General features: G+C 45.3%; 10 protein-coding genes. 7 read left to right on the top strand and 3 right to left on the bottom strand.

What is annotated here, in order from left to right; translation table 11 throughout:
* Positions 1 to 18: 18 nt before the first annotated feature.
* Positions 19 to 8,121 carry a malectin domain-containing carbohydrate-binding protein gene (locus GJQ68_RS23285; RefSeq protein ID WP_162415709.1) on the bottom strand — a complete coding sequence of 2,701 codons (8,103 nt, stop codon included), beginning with the start codon at positions 8,119 to 8,121 and terminating at the stop codon, positions 19 to 21.
* A gap of 222 nt (positions 8,122 to 8,343) precedes the next feature.
* Between GJQ68_RS23285 and GJQ68_RS02590 the strand changes: the two genes are divergently transcribed.
* The 4 genes from GJQ68_RS02590 to GJQ68_RS02605 all read left to right on the top strand — a co-directional run bounded on the left by GJQ68_RS02590 (position 8,344) and on the right by GJQ68_RS02605 (position 12,930).
* A complete protein-coding gene (locus GJQ68_RS02590) occupies positions 8,344 to 9,576 on the top strand; it encodes a multidrug effflux MFS transporter (RefSeq protein WP_162415710.1) in 1,233 nt (410 codons plus the stop codon).
* 72 nt (positions 9,577 to 9,648) lie between these two features.
* Positions 9,649 to 11,262 carry an ABC-F family ATP-binding cassette domain-containing protein gene (locus GJQ68_RS02595; protein ID WP_162415711.1) on the top strand — a complete coding sequence of 538 codons (1,614 nt, stop codon included), beginning with the start codon at positions 9,649 to 9,651 and terminating at the stop codon, positions 11,260 to 11,262.
* A gap of 17 nt (positions 11,263 to 11,279) precedes the next feature.
* Positions 11,280 to 11,756: a hypothetical protein gene (locus tag GJQ68_RS23605; protein WP_317174409.1), complete on the top strand. Its 477-nt coding sequence runs from the start codon at positions 11,280 to 11,282 to the stop codon at positions 11,754 to 11,756.
* Complete coding sequence (locus GJQ68_RS02605; RefSeq protein ID WP_162415712.1) at positions 11,749 to 12,930, top strand: class I SAM-dependent rRNA methyltransferase; 1,182 nt, start codon at positions 11,749 to 11,751, stop codon at positions 12,928 to 12,930. The genes GJQ68_RS23605 and GJQ68_RS02605 overlap by 8 nt, the downstream gene beginning before the upstream one ends.
* 50 nt (positions 12,931 to 12,980) lie before the next feature.
* Here the strand turns inward: GJQ68_RS02605 and GJQ68_RS02610 are convergent, their stop codons facing one another.
* Entirely contained in the window at positions 12,981 to 14,390 is a 1,410-nt protein-coding gene (locus GJQ68_RS02610; RefSeq protein ID WP_162415713.1) for a Gfo/Idh/MocA family protein, read from the bottom strand.
* 395 nt (positions 14,391 to 14,785) lie between these two features.
* Here GJQ68_RS02610 and GJQ68_RS02615 point away from each other — a divergent pair, with 395 nt between their 5' ends.
* Positions 14,786 to 15,916 (top strand): amidohydrolase family protein, encoded by a 1,131-nt coding sequence (locus GJQ68_RS02615; protein ID WP_162415714.1) that lies wholly within the window; start codon positions 14,786 to 14,788, stop codon positions 15,914 to 15,916.
* 7 nt (positions 15,917 to 15,923) lie between these two features.
* Here the strand turns inward: GJQ68_RS02615 and GJQ68_RS02620 are convergent, their stop codons facing one another.
* Positions 15,924 to 17,021 carry an SGNH/GDSL hydrolase family protein gene (locus tag GJQ68_RS02620; protein ID WP_162415715.1) on the bottom strand — a complete coding sequence of 366 codons (1,098 nt, stop codon included), beginning with the start codon at positions 17,019 to 17,021 and terminating at the stop codon, positions 15,924 to 15,926.
* A gap of 94 nt (positions 17,022 to 17,115) precedes the next feature.
* Here GJQ68_RS02620 and GJQ68_RS02625 point away from each other — a divergent pair, with 94 nt between their 5' ends.
* Together GJQ68_RS02625 and glmS are read left to right on the top strand one after the other, a co-directional pair.
* Positions 17,116 to 18,498, top strand: coding sequence for a sulfatase-like hydrolase/transferase (locus GJQ68_RS02625; protein WP_162415716.1), 1,383 nt, complete (start codon positions 17,116 to 17,118; stop codon positions 18,496 to 18,498).
* A 298-nt stretch (positions 18,499 to 18,796) separates the two neighbouring features.
* Entirely contained in the window at positions 18,797 to 20,632 is a 1,836-nt protein-coding gene (gene glmS, locus GJQ68_RS02630; protein ID WP_162415717.1) for a glutamine--fructose-6-phosphate transaminase (isomerizing), read from the top strand.
* The last annotated feature ends 7 nt before the right edge of the window (positions 20,633 to 20,639 follow it).

A 20,639-nucleotide genomic window follows, 5' to 3' on the forward strand; every position in this document is an offset into this window, starting at 1 on the left:
TATTTTGGCAAAAACGTACTACCGGTTTACAATCAACCTTACCTGTACCGTTTCGCCGCCTCTGGAAATCAAGCGAATCAGATAAACTCCCTGCTCCAATCGGCCTACCGGCAGTGCATATTCCGGTTGATTAGTATCCCGTACATTCAACAACATTACTTGCTGTCCGCTTAAGGTATAAATTCCGATCCAGTCCAGCGGAATACCACCTTCCATGCTAACAAATGCCTCAGAACTTGCTGGATTTGGATACAGCTTTACCGTAGGCAAGCTGGACGATTCGGGGTAATACGACTCCATCTCCTTATCGGAATCGGTATGAACGATCAGTCTCGATGAGCTACCTTGAATAGGCTCTTTGGCGTCAACCCGCTCTATAACGATACCCGAGATATTGGCATTATTTTTTGAAGCCGTGAAATTCAGATTTAAAACACCATCCGAAACTTCTATATTTTCGAATACCAGCTCCGTAGGCATGTTGTTACTTTCAACGAAAATATCAAAATCATCTTTCACCATCTGCCCTTCAATTAGGATATCAAACACACGTTTACCTGGACCAGCCTCAGGACCTGCCAATCCATACCATAATTCATTATGATAAGTGCGTACTCTGTAAGTCCCGTTTTCAACCGGTATGTCGTAGCTTAGATTTTGACTAAACCGCTCTGTTTGGAAAAGCTCTATATGGGTAGCCGAAACGTTTTTGAAGGTATTGTTGCTGGAATAATATTCTGGATAATTTTGATCACCTATATATTCCCGGTTTTCATAGTTAATGGAAGTGATCGTTCCTGCGTTCAGACTTAAGGACCAGGAGGGCGCTACCTCCCAAACATCAATAGTGACCTGGTCCGAATTGCTGTTTCCATTTTCATCCGTAACCGTCAGTTGCGCCTGATAGGTGCCGGCAACGGTGTATTCATGAACTGGATTTGCCTCCTGACTGCTGGCTCCATCTCCAAAATCCCAGGAATAAACCAGCGATCCCTCTCCACTCGAACCGGACCCGTTGAATGACACTTCAAGCGGTGCAACCCCTTCCATCGCGCTTGCTTGTATGGCCGCCTGAGGCGGCAGGGATCCTTCTGTGATGGATTCTATAGAAAATCCGGAGATCGTCGCATTATTGCTCTGGGCTACCAAACCGATGTTCAGAACCCCATCTCTTACTTCTATCGTTTCAAATGTCAATTCAGTCGGTTGATTATTGTATTCGACAAACAGATCCAAATTACTTTTCACCGTTTCCCCTTCCAAAAGGATGGAATAGACCCGTTGGCCAGCAGTAGCCGCAGGTCCTTTTTTACCATACCACAGTTCATTATGGTAGGTTTTTACAGTATACAATCCATTTTCTACTGGGATGGAATAGGAGAAATTTTGACCAAACCTTTCCGTTAAAAACAAGGTTGGACTACCGGCACTGCTATTGCTGTAGGTGGAAGAGCTGGAATAGGTTACCCCTGATGTTGACTCTCCAACAAAATCCTTTTCTAAGTAATTGACGGTATTATCAGATCCTGCATTCACCTTCAATGAAAAAGCGGGTTGCGTTTGAGCTTGGTTTACCTGAATCGTCACTTCGGACACATCCTGCTTACCCTCATTGTCGGTAACGGTCAGTTTAGCCGTATAGGTTCCTGTATTATTATAGGTATACACCGGGTCCGCGTCATTGGAAACCTGCCCGTCTCCAAAATCCCAGGCATACTGCAAAGGCTCCAGGCCAGTGGAATTACTACCCGTAAATGCGACGGTTAAAGGTGCTGTACCTGTTTCTTTACTGGCATCCAGAATGGCGACAGGGACGGTTCCCTCCTCTTCTGCAATTAATGAGAATCCGGAAATCGTAGCGTTATTGGTGGAGGCCACCAACCGTATATTCATAACACCGTCGGTAACCGTTACATTTTCGTGGGTCAATGTGACAGGTTGGTTTCCATTCTCGACAAAAAGGTCGAAATTATCCCTGACTAACTCCCCTTCTAAAAGGATGTCGTATACCCTTTTCCCGGCACTGCTTGCAGGTCCATTTTTACCGTACCACAACTCGTTGTGATAGGTTTTTACGGTATATACGCCATTGGCCACCGGGATGCTGTATTCAAAGTCAGTTCCAAACCTTTCGGTCAAAAACAAGGTGGGATTTCCAGCGGCATTATTACTGTAGGTACTGGAAGTTGAAAAACTAATCTCAGCATTACTTTCTCCCAGAAATTCATTACCATCATAATTGGTAGCATTATTGGTACCACCGTTTACATGCATGGAAAAGGCATTTGCACCTAGCACCGATATGGTAGTTTGATCGGATGCCTGATCACCTGAATCATTATACACCGTTAAGCTTACCTGGTACTCTCCAGGCGTTTCAAAAACATGGGTTGGGTTTTGTTCTGCGGAGAAGTTTCCATCTCCGAAATCCCAAAAGAAAGTAAAATCAGATGGTTTGCTGATTTCGTTCGAAAAATTCACTTGCAGGGGAGCACTTCCGGAGAAACCAGAGGCCGAAATAGATGCCAGTGGCACCGTACCTAATTCCCCCTGGTTTACAATGGAAAAACCGGAAATAGAAGCATTATTACTGAAAGCAACCAAATCCAAATCGAGAAAACCATCGTTGACTTCGATGTTTTCAAAAACCAGCGCAATCGGTTCATTATCACTTTCTAAAAATAAATCCAGCTTATCTTTGACAACCGTACCTTCCAGAGCAATATCGTATACCCTTTTACCGGCTGCTGCTGTACCTCCTCCTGGTTTACCAAACCAAGTTTCAGAATGATGCGTCGTCACGGTATAGATTCCATTTGGAACGGGCACCCGGTAATTAAGATGTGTTGAAAACCGTTCGGTTTGATAGAGAGGTTCCGTTGTAAGATTAACGTTATTGTAAACGGATCCACCATTATGAATGTCGGAAAGATTCGAGTCTCCAACGTAGGTATTCCCTCCAAACTGAACATCGTCACCTGTTCCTGCATTGTAGAAAAGCGAAACGGCTTCAAATTCTCCATCACCCCTAAGGGGGACAATTGTTTGGCCTTCTTTTCCCCAGTCAATAACAAGATTTGCTTCTCCTTCGAAGGCATCTCCTTCGTAATCCAACAACATGGTAAATCGGTGACCAGGCTCCCAGAATTCGTATTCCGTAGCCTCTCCTTCCAACACCAGAAAATCTGCTGCATTTGGACCGGTGAGACTGACAGACCTGATCCACAAGCCGGTGTTTCCGTTTTCAAGTGCTACCTCGATTTCTTTTGGCTGGCCCTTTTTAAATTGAACCAAATCGGGCACCACCAATTCGCTTTTGACCAGTTTATCACCTGCCGGTTGATCGAAACCAAAAACCTCCATATTCTTTTGATTTCCGCCACCTTTTGTAGGTGACCCCCCCAGCACATATAATCCTTTTCCTGATACTATGCCCTGCGTACCGTGCCGGGCAAAATTAAGCGTACTTAACGTTTGCCAGGTTTGGCTGAGTGGATCGAACATTTCGGTGGTATTTAATGCAACAGAACTCGTATCCACTTCACCACCTGCAACGATCAATTTATCCAGGTAATTATTAACAATCGCTCCAGCTCTTGGAGTAGGTAGGTTTTGTCCCTCCGGAAGGGTACTCCAGGTTTGCGTATTAAAGTCGTATACATCCACTTCCGGTAATACCGGAGCAAAGGTTCCTTCGGCTCCACCGGATTGTCTTCCGGATGCCAGGTATAATCGGCTTCCAATAACCGTCGCAAAAAAGTGATCGCGGGGTCTGGGAGCATCTTCTAAGACGGTCCACTCACCGGTTTTTGGATCAAAGGAGTCAAAATAAGGAACGTAACCACCGTCATGGCCATCTGTATTCCCCCCTATAATGTAAAACTTCCCTCTGTGTTCCACCACGCCGGCAGATCCTCGTCTTCTACCGTCCGGAATTTCCGCTCCCTGTATCCACTCCTCAACTACCGGATCAAACATCCAAATATGAGTGGCGGGTAATTCGTTAGGAAAGTTATTCGTTTGAAACGCTCCAATTACCCAGATGAGCCCTTCATAGGTAATTGCCTGGAAATGATTAAAGCTGTGCGGGTTGATATTGGGAAGGGATCGCCACTCGTCCTTGGTATAATCGTATATATCGATGGTTTTCGCACTTTCTCTTCCCCCCAACAGGTAGAACTTATCTCCGGCCTGCACAAAGCTATTTTCATGTCTGCCGGTATACGAAGTATTTTCATTTTTTACATGCCATTCCTGGTCCACCAGGTCTGGACTGATAGTCCATGTGAAATTGAAGGATTCCGCATCGGAGTGAATTTCGTCCTCGTCATCGATCGTAACGGTAACCCGGTAAGGGCTGTTTGCCAGCGCACCCTCTTCAATTTTTCCATAAATGGTGCCATTGGTAGGTTCCAGGTACACACCCGGGGGCAAGCCTTCTGCAGCGTAATTAAGGTTTCCGTTTCCACCAGAAGCTACCACAAACATGCTTCCATCCAACTCGTGACCTGAGAAATTAATCAGATCCTCTAATGCCGTATATTCAATCGGAATTTGAATGGGCTTTCCTAAAATTTCAATACCGTTCACTAAAGGATTTTCCTTTTGCTTCAGGAAGGAAATGTTAAGCTCCCCATCGGTCACAGACACTTCATACTGTTTCATACCACCAATCAGATGACCGAATGCTTCTACAAGATCGAAAGAAGATGCTACCATTTCTCCCTCAATTTGAATATCAAAATATCTTTTTAATAGCGTTGAAGTGCCTTCAAAACCATTTCCCAAGTACAGATTAACCAGGTAATCCCCATCTGGTAATGGAATGCTATATTCCATACTCGACTCTTGAGTATACCTCTCCCTATTAAAAAGCTGTTCGTATTGGGAGTCGGAAAGGTATTCAGGAATGGATTCATGCCTTTGTTCCGCACTAAAAAAATTCACAGCGTTTTTACCTCCGGAGACAGAGAAAAGATCCGTTTGTTCCGGGCCAGTGACACTATTGGCCAGCCAGTTAGGCGCGCCTTCTTCCCCATTAATCAGGCTACCTCCGGCATTGATACGTAACAATACCCCAAAATCCTGTTCGATGTTTACGGCAAAGGTTTGTTCCAAATAAAATCCCTTGGAATCAGTAGCCCTAATGGTGAGGTTAGCGGTCACTTCATCACTCGGTATCATTATACGAAGGAGGTTGTCTTCAACCTGAGTACCGACCACTGGGTTGGTATTTCCGGAAACAGAATACGTTAGATTATTGACTCCCTCATTATCATCAAAATATTCGTCCAGATTGACCATTACATCCGGATCGCCTATCAGTCGATTCACATCCCGCAAGTTCCGGATGGTGTAGGGAATTTCACCACTGACTTTGAAATAATTCCATACGCCTATGAAGCTATCCCCACTGTCATGAGATGATCCGTAAATACCGATTGCCAAAGGTTTAGACAAATTCTGTATGGCTTCTAAAACAGCTCCACTGGCATCCATGGTACCCAGGGAAATGGCAGGATCGTTGTTATAGGCATACCGCGGCACTACCGTTCCTTCCATTGGATTTACTACAAAAGACAATTCGATAAGGGTATTGGCATCGGCGCGCTGATCAACAGGAATTTCCATGAAGAGCGATTCGGATGACACTACATCGTTAAGCTCCTGAACAGCCCGAATTCCTTCCTTGGTAAAAACCAATTTAATGAAATTACTTTGCGTACCATCTCCTATCTGAATACCTACCTCTCCATCTCCGGCATAGTCATACAGTTGTCCTGGAGAAGACAGGCCAATAAGACCTGAGGAAATGACATAGTTACCGGTTTCGGTTCCAACATTTACGCCCAGTTGAAACCCTTTTTCCTGATTATTAGCTGTTCCATTTGCTGTACCTCCGGTCATGGAGACCTGGATGGCACCAGCGGTCCCGCCGTAAATATCGGGAGGACCAGGACTATCATTTCCTTTATCAAGCCATTCCAGCCAGTTTGGATTAGCATTTCCATTGTTCATCAATCCGGTCAACCCTAATCCCAGGAACCCAAACTCTTCCCCGGAAGCATCTGACTGGTTGGTAAACAACTGGTTCTCCAGAGGCAAATCGGTAGGGTAGCCAATCTGAAAGGGGTCATTGGCATCCAAAATACCATCTCCATCATCGTCCAGGTCATTCAAGTTGGAAATGCCGTCTTTATCATAATCATCCGGTGCCGAACCTCCGGAGCAATAATCGGTTCCATTGTCCAACTCATCTTGATTCGTATAGCCGTCGTGATCATAGTCTGCATTGGGATCAAAAGCGGGATCATCCACTGCAATACAGAAAACATCATCGGCCGGGGTAAGCACCATTATTCTATTATCAAAGGTCGCCACCCAAATGGTTCCTGGAAAAATCTCCTCATCTCCGTTGGTAGCAAGACCAAGGGCATTTCCACCATTTAGATTCCATTTGCTGTATTCAGCATCCTTCAATGATCCATCTTCATTTAAATGAATTAAGTGGAGAGTACCCCCATTTTTCCCTACTACCAGGGATCCTTTTAGAGCGCCGTCAAAATTTGTACCCTTGTACTCGACAATGCCGTTGGAATTGTTAGGAAAAACGGTGACGATGGAGGGTTGCGGGCCATTGGAGTTGGCCAGGGTAGGTGCTATAAAATCTGCTTCGGCCGGATTGGCAAGGCTTTGGGGCACCGGAGGCCAGTTAGCAGGTAGGCTATTCGCCGCGTACTCATCAAATCCAGTTTGACCCGGAGCTACAGGTTCCAGAATCTGAGTTCTGAATTTATCTGTGGGAGTAAATGCGGGGGTGATATTACTGTAATCATTGTTATCACCGATGAGCTTTGTGTATAATCCAGCACCACCCGGCTCGAAGGGGAATGGTGCTCCCTGTTGGTAGGGCTGCCCTGGATTCGCTCTTATGGGCGTGGGATGTCCTCCATAAAAAGTGCCCGGTGTGTAGGCATCCAAATCTGTGGTGATCAACAGTAAATGATCCTGATTGTCTACAAACTCTCCATCAGCAGATGGGTTCAAGGGACTTGCTCCAGGTTCTCCGGGATCGTAATCGTTAGACACCAGCGAGGCATTTCCTTCGTTGATGGGTAACCCGCCCCAGTTAATATTGGCACCGTTATCCGTCACAAATAGTTTCCGGTCCTCTGTCACTACTAGATCATAGGAATTTCGAAATCCTGGTGAATAAATCTGCACCGGCCCGTCTAATGAAACCATTCCCATATTCAACCCATCATTTCCACCGAAAGGGTCATTGACATCAATCCCATCATAACCAGGATCATTCGGATTGTATATCCCATTTACGTTTTCCCGGCTCGGATCATCCAATGTAGGGATATCGTATTTATAGGCACGGCCGGAATGCGTATCCGTTTGGGTAGGTAGTGCTTCCAGGGCATCAAGGTCTATACTTAAAATCGCCGCCGAAAGCGCAAACTCACTGATATAGGTGAAATTCTTCGATGGAGCTCCCGCATTGGTCAATCCTCCGCTTGCTACCAGTAAATACGGTTTGCCATTAATGGTAGTAAATTCCAGCCCGTTGGTAGAGTGATTTTCTTCCGACCGGGGTAAACCACGAACTAAATCCGTTACCTCCCAGACTTCACCGGTCCAGCTCAGACGGGTAATGACTCCCGAGTTTGTGTCCAGCATTTTATCTCCACTGGGACCTCCCCATTTAGGATCACTGGAACTCACATAGATAATGGGATTTTGGGCTGTGCCAACGACTGTTAAGCCCGTAATTTGACGGTTCCCCCGATTGTCGTAAGCCAGTAGCCCATTGTCATCGTAATTTGGAATGTCTTTTACTTCCAATAAAATTTCTTCTCCCACCACCTGGTATTCATTGGGGCCTTCTTTTTCAATGGTGTAAATTTTAATTTCCCCTTTCAACTGAGCCACGTAAAGCCTTTCATCGGGCCCGAATTGTAGGGAAGTGCCTAGATCAATGTTTTGAAAACCATTAAAATTCAGAGAAGTCTGATTGAAACTAGCATTTTGAGAATAAACATTATTCTGAGGGGAAATGCTAATAAAAGCTATGAATAGAAAAAATAAAATAGGGTTTTTTTTCGCTGTTTCCATGATGAACGGAAGATTAAATTGATAAACTGTTTTATTATAAATTTTAAAAGTATTATGCTGTTTCGACTTCACAATATTAAACATTTAATCCAATAATGTCAATGTTAAAAAACGTTTTATTTTATTTCAAATACATTTTTATTGTTTTGATAGTTCAGTTATTTTTTTATCAACCCCAATAAGCCGGTAAATTTATTTAATTGCCTATTTTTGTGATTTCCAATGAAACAACAAAAAAATTATTTTATTTTAGTTTTGGTATTGGGCGCTTTGAGTACCATTAGCCCTTTTTCGGTAGATATGTACCTGCCTGCGTTTCCTGCCATAGCCAAAAACCTCCATACCAGTATTTCCAATGTACAGCTTTCCCTGACCAGTTATTTAATTGGTATTGCCATTGGACAACTATTTTACGGCCCCTTGCTGGACAAATTTGGCAGAAAAAAGCCCTTGTATGCCGGTCTGTGGATTTATGTGATTGCTTCGGTTGGTTGTGCCCTCACCACTTCAGTCAATTCGCTGATTGCGATGAGGTTTGTTCAGGCCATCGGTGGCTGTGTGGGCATGGTGGCCGCCCAGGCACTGGTTCGAGATCTATTTCCAGTAAATAAGATCGCACAGGCACTCGCCATGCTTACCCTGGTGATCGCCGTATCACCCATGATTGCTCCTACTCTGGGAGGATATTTGACCGCCCATTTCCACTGGCACTGGATGTTCATTCTGCTGGCTGCCATTTGCATGGGGATAATTCTGGCCTGCAAATGGCAATTGCCGGACGGGGCTGAGCCAGACCCAGCGCTTTCGTTAAGACCAAAAAGTGTGTTAAGAAAGTACCTGGAAGTGTTACGAAACAAACAATTTTTGACCTATATCCTGGTGGGAGGAATCGCAGGGGCGGCTCCCTTTGCTTACATTGCGGGATCATCGGATGTTTTTATCAACATTTATGGATTGACAGCTACCCAATACGGATGGCTTTTTGCCTTTTTGTCGGTAGCCATGATCGGAGCCACCCAGCTAAATCACGTGTTGTTAAATCACTTTAGTAACCGAACGATCGTGATTACCGCCCTGAGTTACCAATTAATTGTTGGCTTGGTCATCATCACCGGAGTGGGTACCGATGTCTTTAACGTCTGGATGTTGATAGGAATGATGTTTATTTTTCTCACGGGCCATGGGTTGAGTGTACCAAATGCGGCTGCTATTTCGCTGGCACCCTTTGAAAAGAACGCCGGAAGCGCCTCTGCCATGATGGGCTTTATGCGAATGGCGTTTGGGGGGATAATAACCGGTCTGGTAAGCATTTTTCACAACGGAACAGCCATGCCCATGATACTGCTTATGGCAGGATGTATCCTGTTGGCAGGACTGGTTTTGATCCACTACTACCATACCACCGGGGAGTTATATGCGCTTGGAAAAAAGAATTCGGCCCTTTCTCCCAGGTGAGCAGGAAAATAGGTGATGCTCAATTATTTTTCTAACTTTGCGCTTTGTTAAAATTCTCAGAAAGTACATACAATGATTTCAGTTGATAATTTATCCTTAAAGTTTGGTAAAAGGACCCTTTTCGAAGACGTAAACTTGAAATTTACGCCCGGAAATTGCTACGGTGTCATCGGTGCTAACGGAGCTGGAAAATCCACTTTTCTAAAAATTCTCACCGGAGAAATCGACAGCACTTCGGGGATCGTAAACATCACTCCCGGCCAACGGATGGCCGTGCTTTCTCAAGATCACTTTGCCTTTCAGGACGAGGAGGTCTTGCGCACGGTAATCATGGGACATCAAAAACTTTTTGACATCATGACTGAAAAGGATGCCATCTACATGAAGGAGGATTTTACGGAAGAAGATGGAAACAAGGCCGCTTTATTGGAAGCCGATTTTGCTGAGATGGATGGATGGAATGCCGAAAGCGACGCTGCTGCCCTATTATCCGGTCTGGGTGTGAGTGAGGAATACCACGGCAAGTTGATGAAAGACCTTTCCGGTGATCTAAAAGTGAGGGTATTGCTGGCGCAGGCCTTGTTTGGCAATCCGGATATTCTGATTCTCGATGAACCTACCAATGATTTGGATGCCGAAACCATTGGCTGGCTGGAAGATTTCTTAATCAACTTCAAGAATTTGGTAATAGTGGTGTCCCACGATCGGCACTTTTTGGACCAGGTAGCGACGCATATCGTAGATATTGACTTTGGCAAAATCAATATTTACTCGGGAAACTACTCGTTTTGGTATGAATCTTCTCAGCTGGCTGCCAAACAAAAAACGGATCAAAACAAAAAGGCGGAAGAGAAACGGAAAGAACTGCAGTCCTTTATTGAGCGCTTCTCGGCAAATGTGTCTAAATCCAAACAGGCCACTGCCCGAAAGAAAATGCTGGAGAAACTGAATGTGGACGAAATCAAACCCTCCACCAGAAAATACCCTGGCATCATCTTCAAACCGGAACGAGAAGCCGGAGATCAATTGTTGCTGACCGATCAGTTAGAATTAAAAAACGAGGAAAAAATCTTTTTTACCGATGTCAATCTGATGGTCGACAAAGGCGACAAAATAGCCTTTCTCTCGCGGACCAAGCAGGCGGTTACCAAGTTTTTCCAAACGATCATGGAAGAAATTCCCGTTCAATCCGGAAGTTTCAAATGGGGTGTCACCATCAACAAAGCCTACATGCCCAACGATAATTCTGCCTTTTTCGATTCGGATTTAAAGCTGATTGATTGGTTGAGCCAATACAGCGAAAATCAGGAAGAAGCCTACGTAAGAACGTTCCTGGGAAGAATGCTATTTACAGGCGAGGAGTCCCTGAAGAAGGCTTCTGTATTATCAGGTGGAGAAAAAGTGAGGTGCATGGTATCCCGGATGATGTTACAAAACCCAAACTTCCTGGTCCTGGATGAGCCTACCAATCACCTGGACCTGGAGTCCATTCATGCCCTGAACAATGCCATGATTGATTTCACGGGAACCCTTCTGTTTTCATCCTATGACCATGCTTTTGTTCAATCGGTAGCGAACCGGATCATCGAGTTTACCCCTAAAGGTACCATCGATCGGCGAATGGATTACGAATCGTATCTTGAAGATGCTGAAATCAGGGCATTGAGGGAAAAAATGTACCATTAAATTTTAATAGACAAAAGTTGCTGGCCACTGCAATCGTTTGTTACCTACTGGGAACCATGGCACTCGGTGCCTGGTCTTCCCGTAGGGTCAAAACCTCTGGTGACTTCATGCTGGCAGGCAGGCAGCTTCCCCTATTTTTAAGTGCCTCCGCCCTATTTGCTACCTGGTTTGGGTCCGAAACCATTTTCGGTGCCTCTTCCGAATACCTTAAACATGGCTTGCTTGGGGTCATGGAAGACCCTTTTGGAGGTGCCTTATGCCTGATGTTGCTTTTGGTATCCTTGTTGGTCCCGTTAACTGCCGGCCTATACTGGAATAACGCCTCTCCTGCAGGTGCCAAAGGATCTATTTTCGGTGGAATGCTTGCCTATCTGTTGTTTTATTTTGAATTTGTTGCGATGCCTTTTCCGCACCATTTGGCGGCATTGGTAGTCAGTGTGGCTGCCATGATCGGCGGTTCGCTCTTATTTCCCAGACCTAAACGTAATGACTAACTACCCTGAAATTGTCCTTAAAAAAGCGAAAGAAATTTCCCTGAAACGAAAGCATCACTGGGTTTTTTCCGGCGCCATTCAGCAAAAACCCAAGGACCTCCAGGACGGGGAATTGGTGAAAGTCCTGGATTCCAAAAAACAGGTGCTGGGACTTGGTTTTTATTCACCAGGGTCCATTATGGTGCGAATGATTACTTTTAGTGATCGGGAAATAACGGAGGCATTTTGGCTGGAAAAACTTTCCGCCGCCTACCAGTTAAGAAAAAAACTATTTTCCGGCCAAAGAGAAAGAACCAACGCCTATCGAATGGTTCATGGAGAAGGAGACATGCTACCTGGCCTGATTATCGACTATTACGACGGAGTTTTGGTAATTCAAGCCCATCACCTGGGAATTGTCAAAGAATTGCCCTCGATTTCGAATGCGCTCCAACAACTCCTTGGCAAGGATCTCAAAGGCATCTATAACAAAAGTGCCTCCGCCCTTCATGGAAAAACCAATGAGGCCGACGGCTGGATTTTTGGGGAAAATACAACCGTTCGAATAAAAGAGAATGCCTTCCACTTTGAAATCAATTTGGAAAAGGGGCAGAAAACAGGTTTCTTTCTTGACCAACGGGAAAACAGGTCCCTTCTTCAACGTTATTGCCAGGGCAAAGAAGTGCTCAATACCTTTTGTTATTCCGGTGGATTTTCGGTGTACGCGCTTGCTGCCGGTGCTAACCGGGTTACATCAGTAGATATTTCGTCGGATGCCATTGCGCTTTGTCAAAAAAACCTGGAATTAAACCACTTTGACTTCAGTTTAAATCCCTGCCTTACGGCTGATGTCCTGAAGTTTTTGCAGAACATGGATGACACTTACGAGGTGATCATTCTCGACCCGCCAGCTTTTGCGAAAAATATTCGCTCGCGTCACAATGCCGTCCAGGCGTATAAACGATTAAATGCCCTGGCACTGAAGAAAATAAAACCCGGGGGTATCCTGTTTACCTTTTCTTGTTCGCAGGTCATTGACCGGGAACTCTTTAACCATACGGTAACGGCTGCCGCCCTGGAAACAGGCCGAAAGACCCAGGTATTGCATCAGGTATCGCAAGGACCTGACCATCCGGTGAACGTATTTCATCAGGAGACATCCTATCTGAAAGGACTGGTAATGTATGTCACTTAAAAAAATGAAGTGGCAGGAATACCAAGATTCCTGCCACTTTTAGAAAACTATCAAACGTTTACTCCCGTGGTCCCCCCTCCCTTCAAGGTAAGCTCCACCGGCTGGTTGGTTTGCCAGGATCCGGCCGTAAAGTCCGGTATATCGATTGAGTTGGACCTATTGGCGACTGACCATTCGCTCAAGGGAGTGATCGAACTCCAGAGTGCCGCATCGTACACATCCTGATCCAACGGAAGCCCGTTTCTCAGGCAATCAATCAATCTCCAGTCCATCATAAAGTCCATGCCTCCATGTCCACCTATTTTCTTGGCCATTTCGCCCACTTTTTTGACGATTTCCGGCGTGTATTTTTCCTCCAGTGCTTTTACTTCCGCCTCTTCCATCCAGCCATGGCCGGAAGAAATCCCGGGGACAGGCCATTTTCTTGCCATGCCCTTGGTGCCGCTGATCAGATGAATTCTGGAATAAGGCCTCGGAGAACTCACATCGTGTTGAATCATGATGGATCTGCCTTTTTTGGTTTTTACCAGGGTGGTATTCATGTTTCCCCGGAATTGCTTGGTAGCGAAAGAGGCATAAAAATCATCTTGTTCAGCTAATTCTTCTGCCCGCGCTTTCATATGATAATCCTGACTCGACAGGGAGGTAAGGTAGTCCATTTGGTCCCCTCTGTTGATATTCATGATCTGGCAAACCGGGCCCAGCCCGTGTGTGGGATAAATGTTCCCGTCCCGATAATTTTCCTTCAGTCGCCACATATCCTGATACCCGGTGTCTTTTTTGAAATTCAGGTCCAGAAGATCGTGGATGTACGCTCCTTCCCCATGGATAACGTCTCCAAAAAAGCCATCCCTTGCCATGTTCAGGGTCATCAATTCGAAAAAGTCATAACAGCAGTTTTCCAATTGCATGCAATGCTTTTTGGTTCGTTCCGAGGTCTCTACCAGTTGCCAGCATTCTTCCAGACTGATGGCTATGGGCACTTCTGAAAAGGCATGTTTTCCTGCTTCCATCGCGTATACCGCCATGGGCGTATGCCATTCCCAGGGAGTCGCGATATAGATCATATCCAGATCATCCCTGTCCACCATTTTTTTCCAGGCATACGTACTGCCGCTGTAGGTAGCTGGTTTGTGGGAGGTTCCTTCCAGGCTTTTCATCACCTTATCTACCATTTCCGGCCGTAAGTCACACAGGGCTTTTATTTCTACTCCCTGAATTTTGCTCAATCGGTCCACTGCTCCCGGTCCACGCATCCCCAGTCCAATGACTCCTACCCGAACCACGTCCAGTTTGGGGGCCGCATAGCCGGACATGTTAAAGCGCTGCGCATGCTGCTTCTTGCTTTGAACAAGTACTTTTTCCTGTTCTTCTTGTGATAAACCGGTAAACCCCGATCCCATCATTCCAATTCCGGCCAGGCCGGAGAGTTTCAAAAACTCCCTCCTTTTATTACTCATAATACGCTATTATTAATTGATCGTTTTAAATTGTCCTCCCGGACGTTACACTAATATGTTGAAGAAAATCCTACTGCTCTGTAAAGAAAAACAAATATAACCCAAGGATGCAATCGAAAATAGATCAGCCCTTGGTTAGGACAGGTAATGCCTCAACTCATTGGCGAATTCTCATAAAACCAGATTCGGAAATTTCATGCATCACTAGCTATTTCAAATATAGCTTTTCAAAGAACAGGGTCAAACATCTGAATTAAAAAAAAGGATGAATGGTTTTTTTGTTACTTTAAAAATTTATGAAATATTTAGCTACATTTATTCCAAGCTGGAAAAAGAAAAGACGCTCAAAAATTTCCTTTTTCTGTTACTTCAAATCACTTAACTCGTTTAAAAACATGCGAACCCATTCTCTTGGAACCCTATCGTTGCTTACCGTCCTAATTTCTTTTTCCTGCAATAATCCCGAACAGGAAGCCAGCCCTACCGATACGGAATTTAACCATGAAAATGCTGTCGAAAACCTCCTACTAAAGGATCATCAACCGATTTCACTGTATAAAGGAAACGAACATCCTGTGGAGAAGGCTGCGTTCCCTGTAATCGACATGCATGCCCATCCCTATGCCAAGTCAGAAGACGAATTGAAAGAATGGGTAGCCATCATGGACCGTGTGGGAATTGAAAAGACGGTCATTCAAACCTATCGAACTGGAGCTGAATTTGATTCCCTGGTACAGGCCTACAGCAAGTACCCGGACCGCTTTGTTCTTTACTGTGGATTTGATTACTCAGGGTACGAGGAAGATGATTTCGGAGCTTCCGCAGTTAGAGAATTGGAAAGGTGTTTTTCGGTCGGTGCTAAAGGTGTGGGCGAGCTGGGAGACAAAGGGAAAGGTCTTTTCTATTCCCGACCCACAAAAGCCTTTGGCATGCACATCAACGACCCAAAGATGAAACCGCTTTTGGAGAAATGTGCGGAACTAAATATGCCCGTGAGCATCCATGTGGCGGAACCCATCTGGATGTACCAGCCAATGGATGCCAGTAACGATGGGTTGATGAATGCTTTTAAATGGCGCCTGGATGATCAGGAGGGGATCGTGGATCATGGGGGTATGATTACCATTTTGGAAGAGGCGGTCTCCCAAAACCCAGAGACAACGTTTATTGCCTGTCATTATGCCAATAGCAGTTACGATTTGAGCATCCTGGGGAATCTTTTTGACAAATACCCTAACTTATATGCTGATAACAGTGCCCGATATGCCGAAACGGCCACCATCCCCAGAACCGTAAATCGCTTCTACAGCCAGTACGCTGACCGGTTAGTCTATGGAACCGATATGGGTATTAGCCAAGATATGTACCGCACCACCTTCCGTATTCTGGAAACTGCTGACGAACATTTTTACGACCGAAACATCTCCTCCTATCATTGGCCCATGCATGGGTACGACCTTTCGAAAGAGGTGTTGGAAAAAGTCTACCGTACCAACGCCCTCGAGATACTGAACCTGCAACCTTGATCATCAATTAAAGAATATCGTTTATCAGGTTTGCATAGCCCCGGGCATATTGATCCATACCCAGGTCGGAGGGGTGCGTACCGTCAACCGTCCCATCCATGGAAAGGCCGATGGCATCCTTCTCCAGGTAATACACCTCGCTTACACCTGAAGTCAAAAGCTCCCTATACACCTCCTGTGACCATTGATTTCTTTTTTCGTAAGCCTCTCTCCTATCTTGGTTGACCGGGCCATCGGTATATCCGGCATGATCAACTAAAAGAATTGGGGTGTCGGGTTGTTTGGATTTAAGATACGTTACAGCTGCGTGAATTCTTCGTTTGACCTCTTCTTCGGGAAAGGTATCCCGCACCAGGTTGGGCAAGCAATCGAGTACATACAAGCTGCTTTCGATAGATGCCATATACCGTATCAATGGGTCTTCCAGTTGCCCGTTCCCGGAAAAACCAAGATTTATGAGTGGGCGATTTACCGCCCTTTCCAAAATCGCTGTCCATGCCATCCCAGGTCTGGAGGCACAAGCACCCTGCGCGATAGAAGTGCCATATACTACAATGGGTAAGATAGTAGCCTCTCTGGGCAATAATTCCAACGTGGCACTGCCTGCAACCCCGATTTCCAGGTACAACACCTCGTTGTAAAGCGGAAGATATAGGTCAAATTCCCTATCGCTGGTTCCTTCCTCTATTAGTTGAAACTTATAGCTGATGGTATCGCCAAATGAATAATCCCCTTTGACCCAAGTCCAATCGCTTGTCTGCTTTTTTGTGTAAAGATCCAATCCGCTCACTCCCGTTGCAGGCATGTGCGGCATATCCATATTGCCAGATACAGTGTATCGAACCTGAATGTTTTTGGCATCGGTACGAAAGCGTAGCTTCACTCCTGCCGAATGCCTGGAAAGCCGCCAAACGGGTTCTCTAACCTCTGACTTTGCCTGTTCGGGAAGTCTGTGAAATCCGATTCCTTCCCAGCCCTGCCCATGGATGACCGCCTCTTTAAAATCACTATGAAGTGGGTCAACCCATTTAATCTCTTCCTGAGCTTTCAATGAAGCATTGCTTATCAACAGAATTAAAAAAAGAACAATAGTTTTATGCTTCATGGTGAATTATTTGGTGAAACTTTTTTATCAGAGTATTTAAGCAACTAATTTAGAAAAACCGTTTAACAATTACTCATAAAAACCATATACCCCAATGAAACAATTTGTGTTTTTTTCCACTTGCCTATTTGCTTTCTATTCTTTGGCATGGGCTCAGGGTAGTTCAGAAGAGAAAAAACCGAATGTCCTGGTGATTCTGACCGACGACCAGGGGTATATGGATTTGGGTAGTTATGGAGCTACGGATCTCCGAACACCTCATATTGACCGTTTGGCCGACACAGGAGTCAAATTCACCCAATTTTATGCTGCCGCACCCGTGTGTTCTCCATCACGTGCCGGTTTACTAACCGGAAAATACAATTTCAACGCAGGCCTCTTTGGCAATGTGGCCCCTCCTCACCGGGATCCGGAAGGCAATTCAGGGCTGCCCACTTCCGAAATAACCATGGCGGAATTGTTTAAAGGCAATGGGTATCGAACCGGACTAATTGGTAAATGGCATTTGGGACATACTCCGGAAAAACTCCCGAATGGCCAGGGCTTTGATTATTTCTTTGGCCACCAAAGGGGGTGCATTGACAACTTCTCTCATTTTTTTTATTGGAGTGGACCCAACCTCCACGACTTGTATCAGAACGACCAAGAGATTTACCGTCCGGGAGAATTTTTTGGTGACTTAATGGTGGATGAAGCTAAAAATTTTATGGATCAGGATTCAGATAAACCCTTTTTTATGTATTGGGCGATCAATATGCCGCACTATCCGTATCAGGGTGATCCCAAATGGCTGGAAGCGTACGCCGACCTGGACAGCCCCCGGAAGGAATACGCCGCCTTTGTTTCTACTATTGATGAGTTGGTGGGTGAGGTGTATGCCCACTTAAAAGCCATTGGGGAATTAGAAAACACCATTATCGTTTATCAGTCAGATCATGGTCACAGCGTGGAGGAAAGAGCTTTCTTTGGAGGAGGAGACCCGGGGCCTTTCAGCGGTGCCAAATTCAGCATGCTGGAAGGAGGAATCCGGGTTCCGGCTATCATTCGCTACCCCCAAAAACTTCCTCAAAACGAACTCAGGCATCAGTGGGCAAATAGCATCGATTGGATGCCTACGCTGGCAGCCCTAGCGGATATTGACCTGCCCGCAAGTCAGCAAATCGACGGCAAAAATCTGCTTCCTTTACTGTTAGATCCACAACTCCCCAGTCCGCATCAGACGATGTATTGGGGAACCGGCCTGCCCGAAAATGACAATCATCCCTGGGCAGTCCGTAAAGGTCCCTGGAAACTAATCGGTAATCCGAGCGACCCCACTGGAAAATTGCAATTCGATGCCGCTGATAAACTCTACCTGGTAAACCTGGAAAGCGATTCCACAGAAGTTCGCAATTTAGCCACACAACATCCGGAGAAAACCCAGGAATTGCATATACTCTATAAAAACTGGATAGATGATTTTAAAAAGGAAAAATAATTTGCCTTTGATTAAAAAAAATGAAAGTAAATTGTTTTCCGACCGGTCCGTTCATTTTAAAAGCAAACGTTTCCAGGTTAAATATTTGACCAAATTTAGGTTTTACATGCTTTAAATAGTCGAAGTTTTATAGCAAGTCTAATCACTAAACTAAAAATAGAAAAGCAGGAAAAAACTTAATGAATTTTTTACTCGCAACGCTCCAAAGAGGCTGTTGCAGATATCATTTTTTATTTATTAAATTTCGCTCAAAGAGCAAGAGAACTATTTTTAACAAACATTATTTCGATATTTTATTATGTGTGGTATTGTTGCTTACATTGGAAACCAGGAGGCGTATCCAATAATTTTGAAGGGCTTGCAAAGATTGGAGTATAGAGGGTATGACAGTGCCGGTGTCGCCCTGCTAGACCAGAAGCTAACTATTTACAAGAAAAAAGGTAAAGTGGCTGAACTGGAAGGGTCACTTATTGGCAAAAACCTTCATGCCAAATCAGGCATTGGCCATACACGATGGGCAACCCATGGAGAACCTTCGGATCGTAATGCCCATCCCCACCGATCCCCCTCTGGAAAGCTGGCGATGGTTCACAATGGAATCATTGAAAATTTTGCTCCGATCAAAAAGGAGTTGCAGAATAAGGGATATGTTTTCCAAAGCGATACGGATACAGAAGTATTGCTTTATTTTATTGAAGATATTTACCATAACGACGCAACAAGCCTGGAGGAAGCAGTGCGAATTGCGCTAAAGCGAATCATAGGAGCCTATGTAATTATCCTACTCGATGAGGCGCATCCGGATACCCTGATAGCTGCCAGAAAAGGAAGTCCCCTGGTGATCGGAATTGGCAAAAACGAACATTTCTTAGCCTCCGATGCCTCTCCAATTATTGAATACACCAAAGAGGTCGTTTATATCAATGACTACGAGATGGCCATCGTCAAACCGGATGAATTAATTCTAAAAAATCCAGGGAATGAACGCATTACCCCCTTTATCACCAAATTGGATATGGAATTGGCGGCAATAGAAAAAGGAGGGTACGAGCATTTCATGTTAAAGGAAATATTCGAGCAACCCACTGCTGTATTTGATTGCCTTCGGGGGAGGTTGGATGCCAAGGCAGGGACCATCCGAATGGGGGGCATCGACAAGCATCTGGAACTGCTCAAAGAAGCCAAAAGAATTATTCTGGTAGGATGTGGGACTTCCTGGCATGCCGGGCTTTTGGCAGAATACGTTTTTGAAGAACTCTGCAGGGTTCCTGTAGAAGTAGAATACGCATCGGAATTCAGATACCGGAATCCGGTTATTAATCCGGGAGACGTAATCATCGCGATTTCCCAAAGCGGGGAAACGGCAGATACGCTGGTTGCCTTGGAGAATGCAAAAAACCAGGGGGCCTTCATTTTTGGTGTAGTAAATGTGGTGGGCTCGAGCATCGCCAGGCTTTCTCAGGCGGGTGCCTATACCCACGCGGGTCCTGAAATTGGCGTGGCATCCACCAAAGCCTTTACGGCTCAAATTACCGTATTGTACCTTATTGCCATTAAGCTAGGCTATGCCAAGGGATGTCTTTCCAGGGATCGGTACCTTCACCTAATCGGAGAATTGGCGTTAGTTCCGGATAAAATCAGTGAAGTACTGAAGTCCGCACCAGCAGTGGCCGCCCTGGCTGAAAAATACAAAGATGCCCGGGATTTTTTATTCCTGGGAAGGGGATACAACTTCCCGATCGCCCTGGAAGGGGCTTTAAAGCTAAAAGAAATCAGCTACATCCATGCCGAAGGCTATCCTGCAGCGGAAATGAAACACGGACCCATTGCACTGGTAGAAGACAGCTTACCGGTGGTATTTGTCGCCACAAAAGATTCCTACCACGACAAATTAATTAGCAATGCACAGGAAATTAAGGCAAGAAAAGGAAGCGTAATAGCGGTCATTTCTGAAAACGATACGGTTTTTCAAGACATCGCTGATGAAACCATTGCGGTTCCTGCCGCCGATGAAATTCTTGCCCCCCTTCTCAGCGTAGTCCCCTTGCAACTTTTGGCCTACTACACCGGTCTGGCAAAGGGCCTGGATGTGGACAAACCCAGAAATCTGGCAAAATCAGTGACTGTCGAATAAAAAACAG

Origin of the sequence: Cyclobacterium roseum, assembly GCF_010119225.1 — a bacterium.
Lineage (GTDB): Bacteria > Bacteroidota > Bacteroidia > Cytophagales > Cyclobacteriaceae > Cyclobacterium > Cyclobacterium roseum.

Bases quoted from the DNA above. Each gene is read 5' to 3' on its own strand.
- GJQ68_RS02595 (WP_162415711.1), top strand. From the start codon at position 9,649: ATGATTTCAGTTGATAATTTATCCTTAAAGTTTGGTAAAAGGACCCTT.
- GJQ68_RS02610 (WP_162415713.1), bottom strand. From the start codon at position 14,390: ATGAGTAATAAAAGGAGGGAGTTTTTGAAACTCTCCGGCCTGGCCGGA.
- GJQ68_RS02615 (WP_162415714.1), top strand. From the start codon at position 14,786: ATGCGAACCCATTCTCTTGGAACCCTATCGTTGCTTACCGTCCTAATT.
- GJQ68_RS02620 (WP_162415715.1), bottom strand. From the start codon at position 17,021: ATGAAGCATAAAACTATTGTTCTTTTTTTAATTCTGTTGATAAGCAAT.
- GJQ68_RS23285 (WP_162415709.1), bottom strand. From the start codon at position 8,121: ATGGAAACAGCGAAAAAAAACCCTATTTTATTTTTTCTATTCATAGCT.
- GJQ68_RS02625 (WP_162415716.1), top strand. From the start codon at position 17,116: ATGAAACAATTTGTGTTTTTTTCCACTTGCCTATTTGCTTTCTATTCT.
- glmS (WP_162415717.1), top strand. From the start codon at position 18,797: ATGTGTGGTATTGTTGCTTACATTGGAAACCAGGAGGCGTATCCAATA.
- GJQ68_RS02605 (WP_162415712.1), top strand. From the start codon at position 11,749: ATGACTAACTACCCTGAAATTGTCCTTAAAAAAGCGAAAGAAATTTCC.
- GJQ68_RS02590 (WP_162415710.1), top strand. From the start codon at position 8,344: ATGAAACAACAAAAAAATTATTTTATTTTAGTTTTGGTATTGGGCGCT.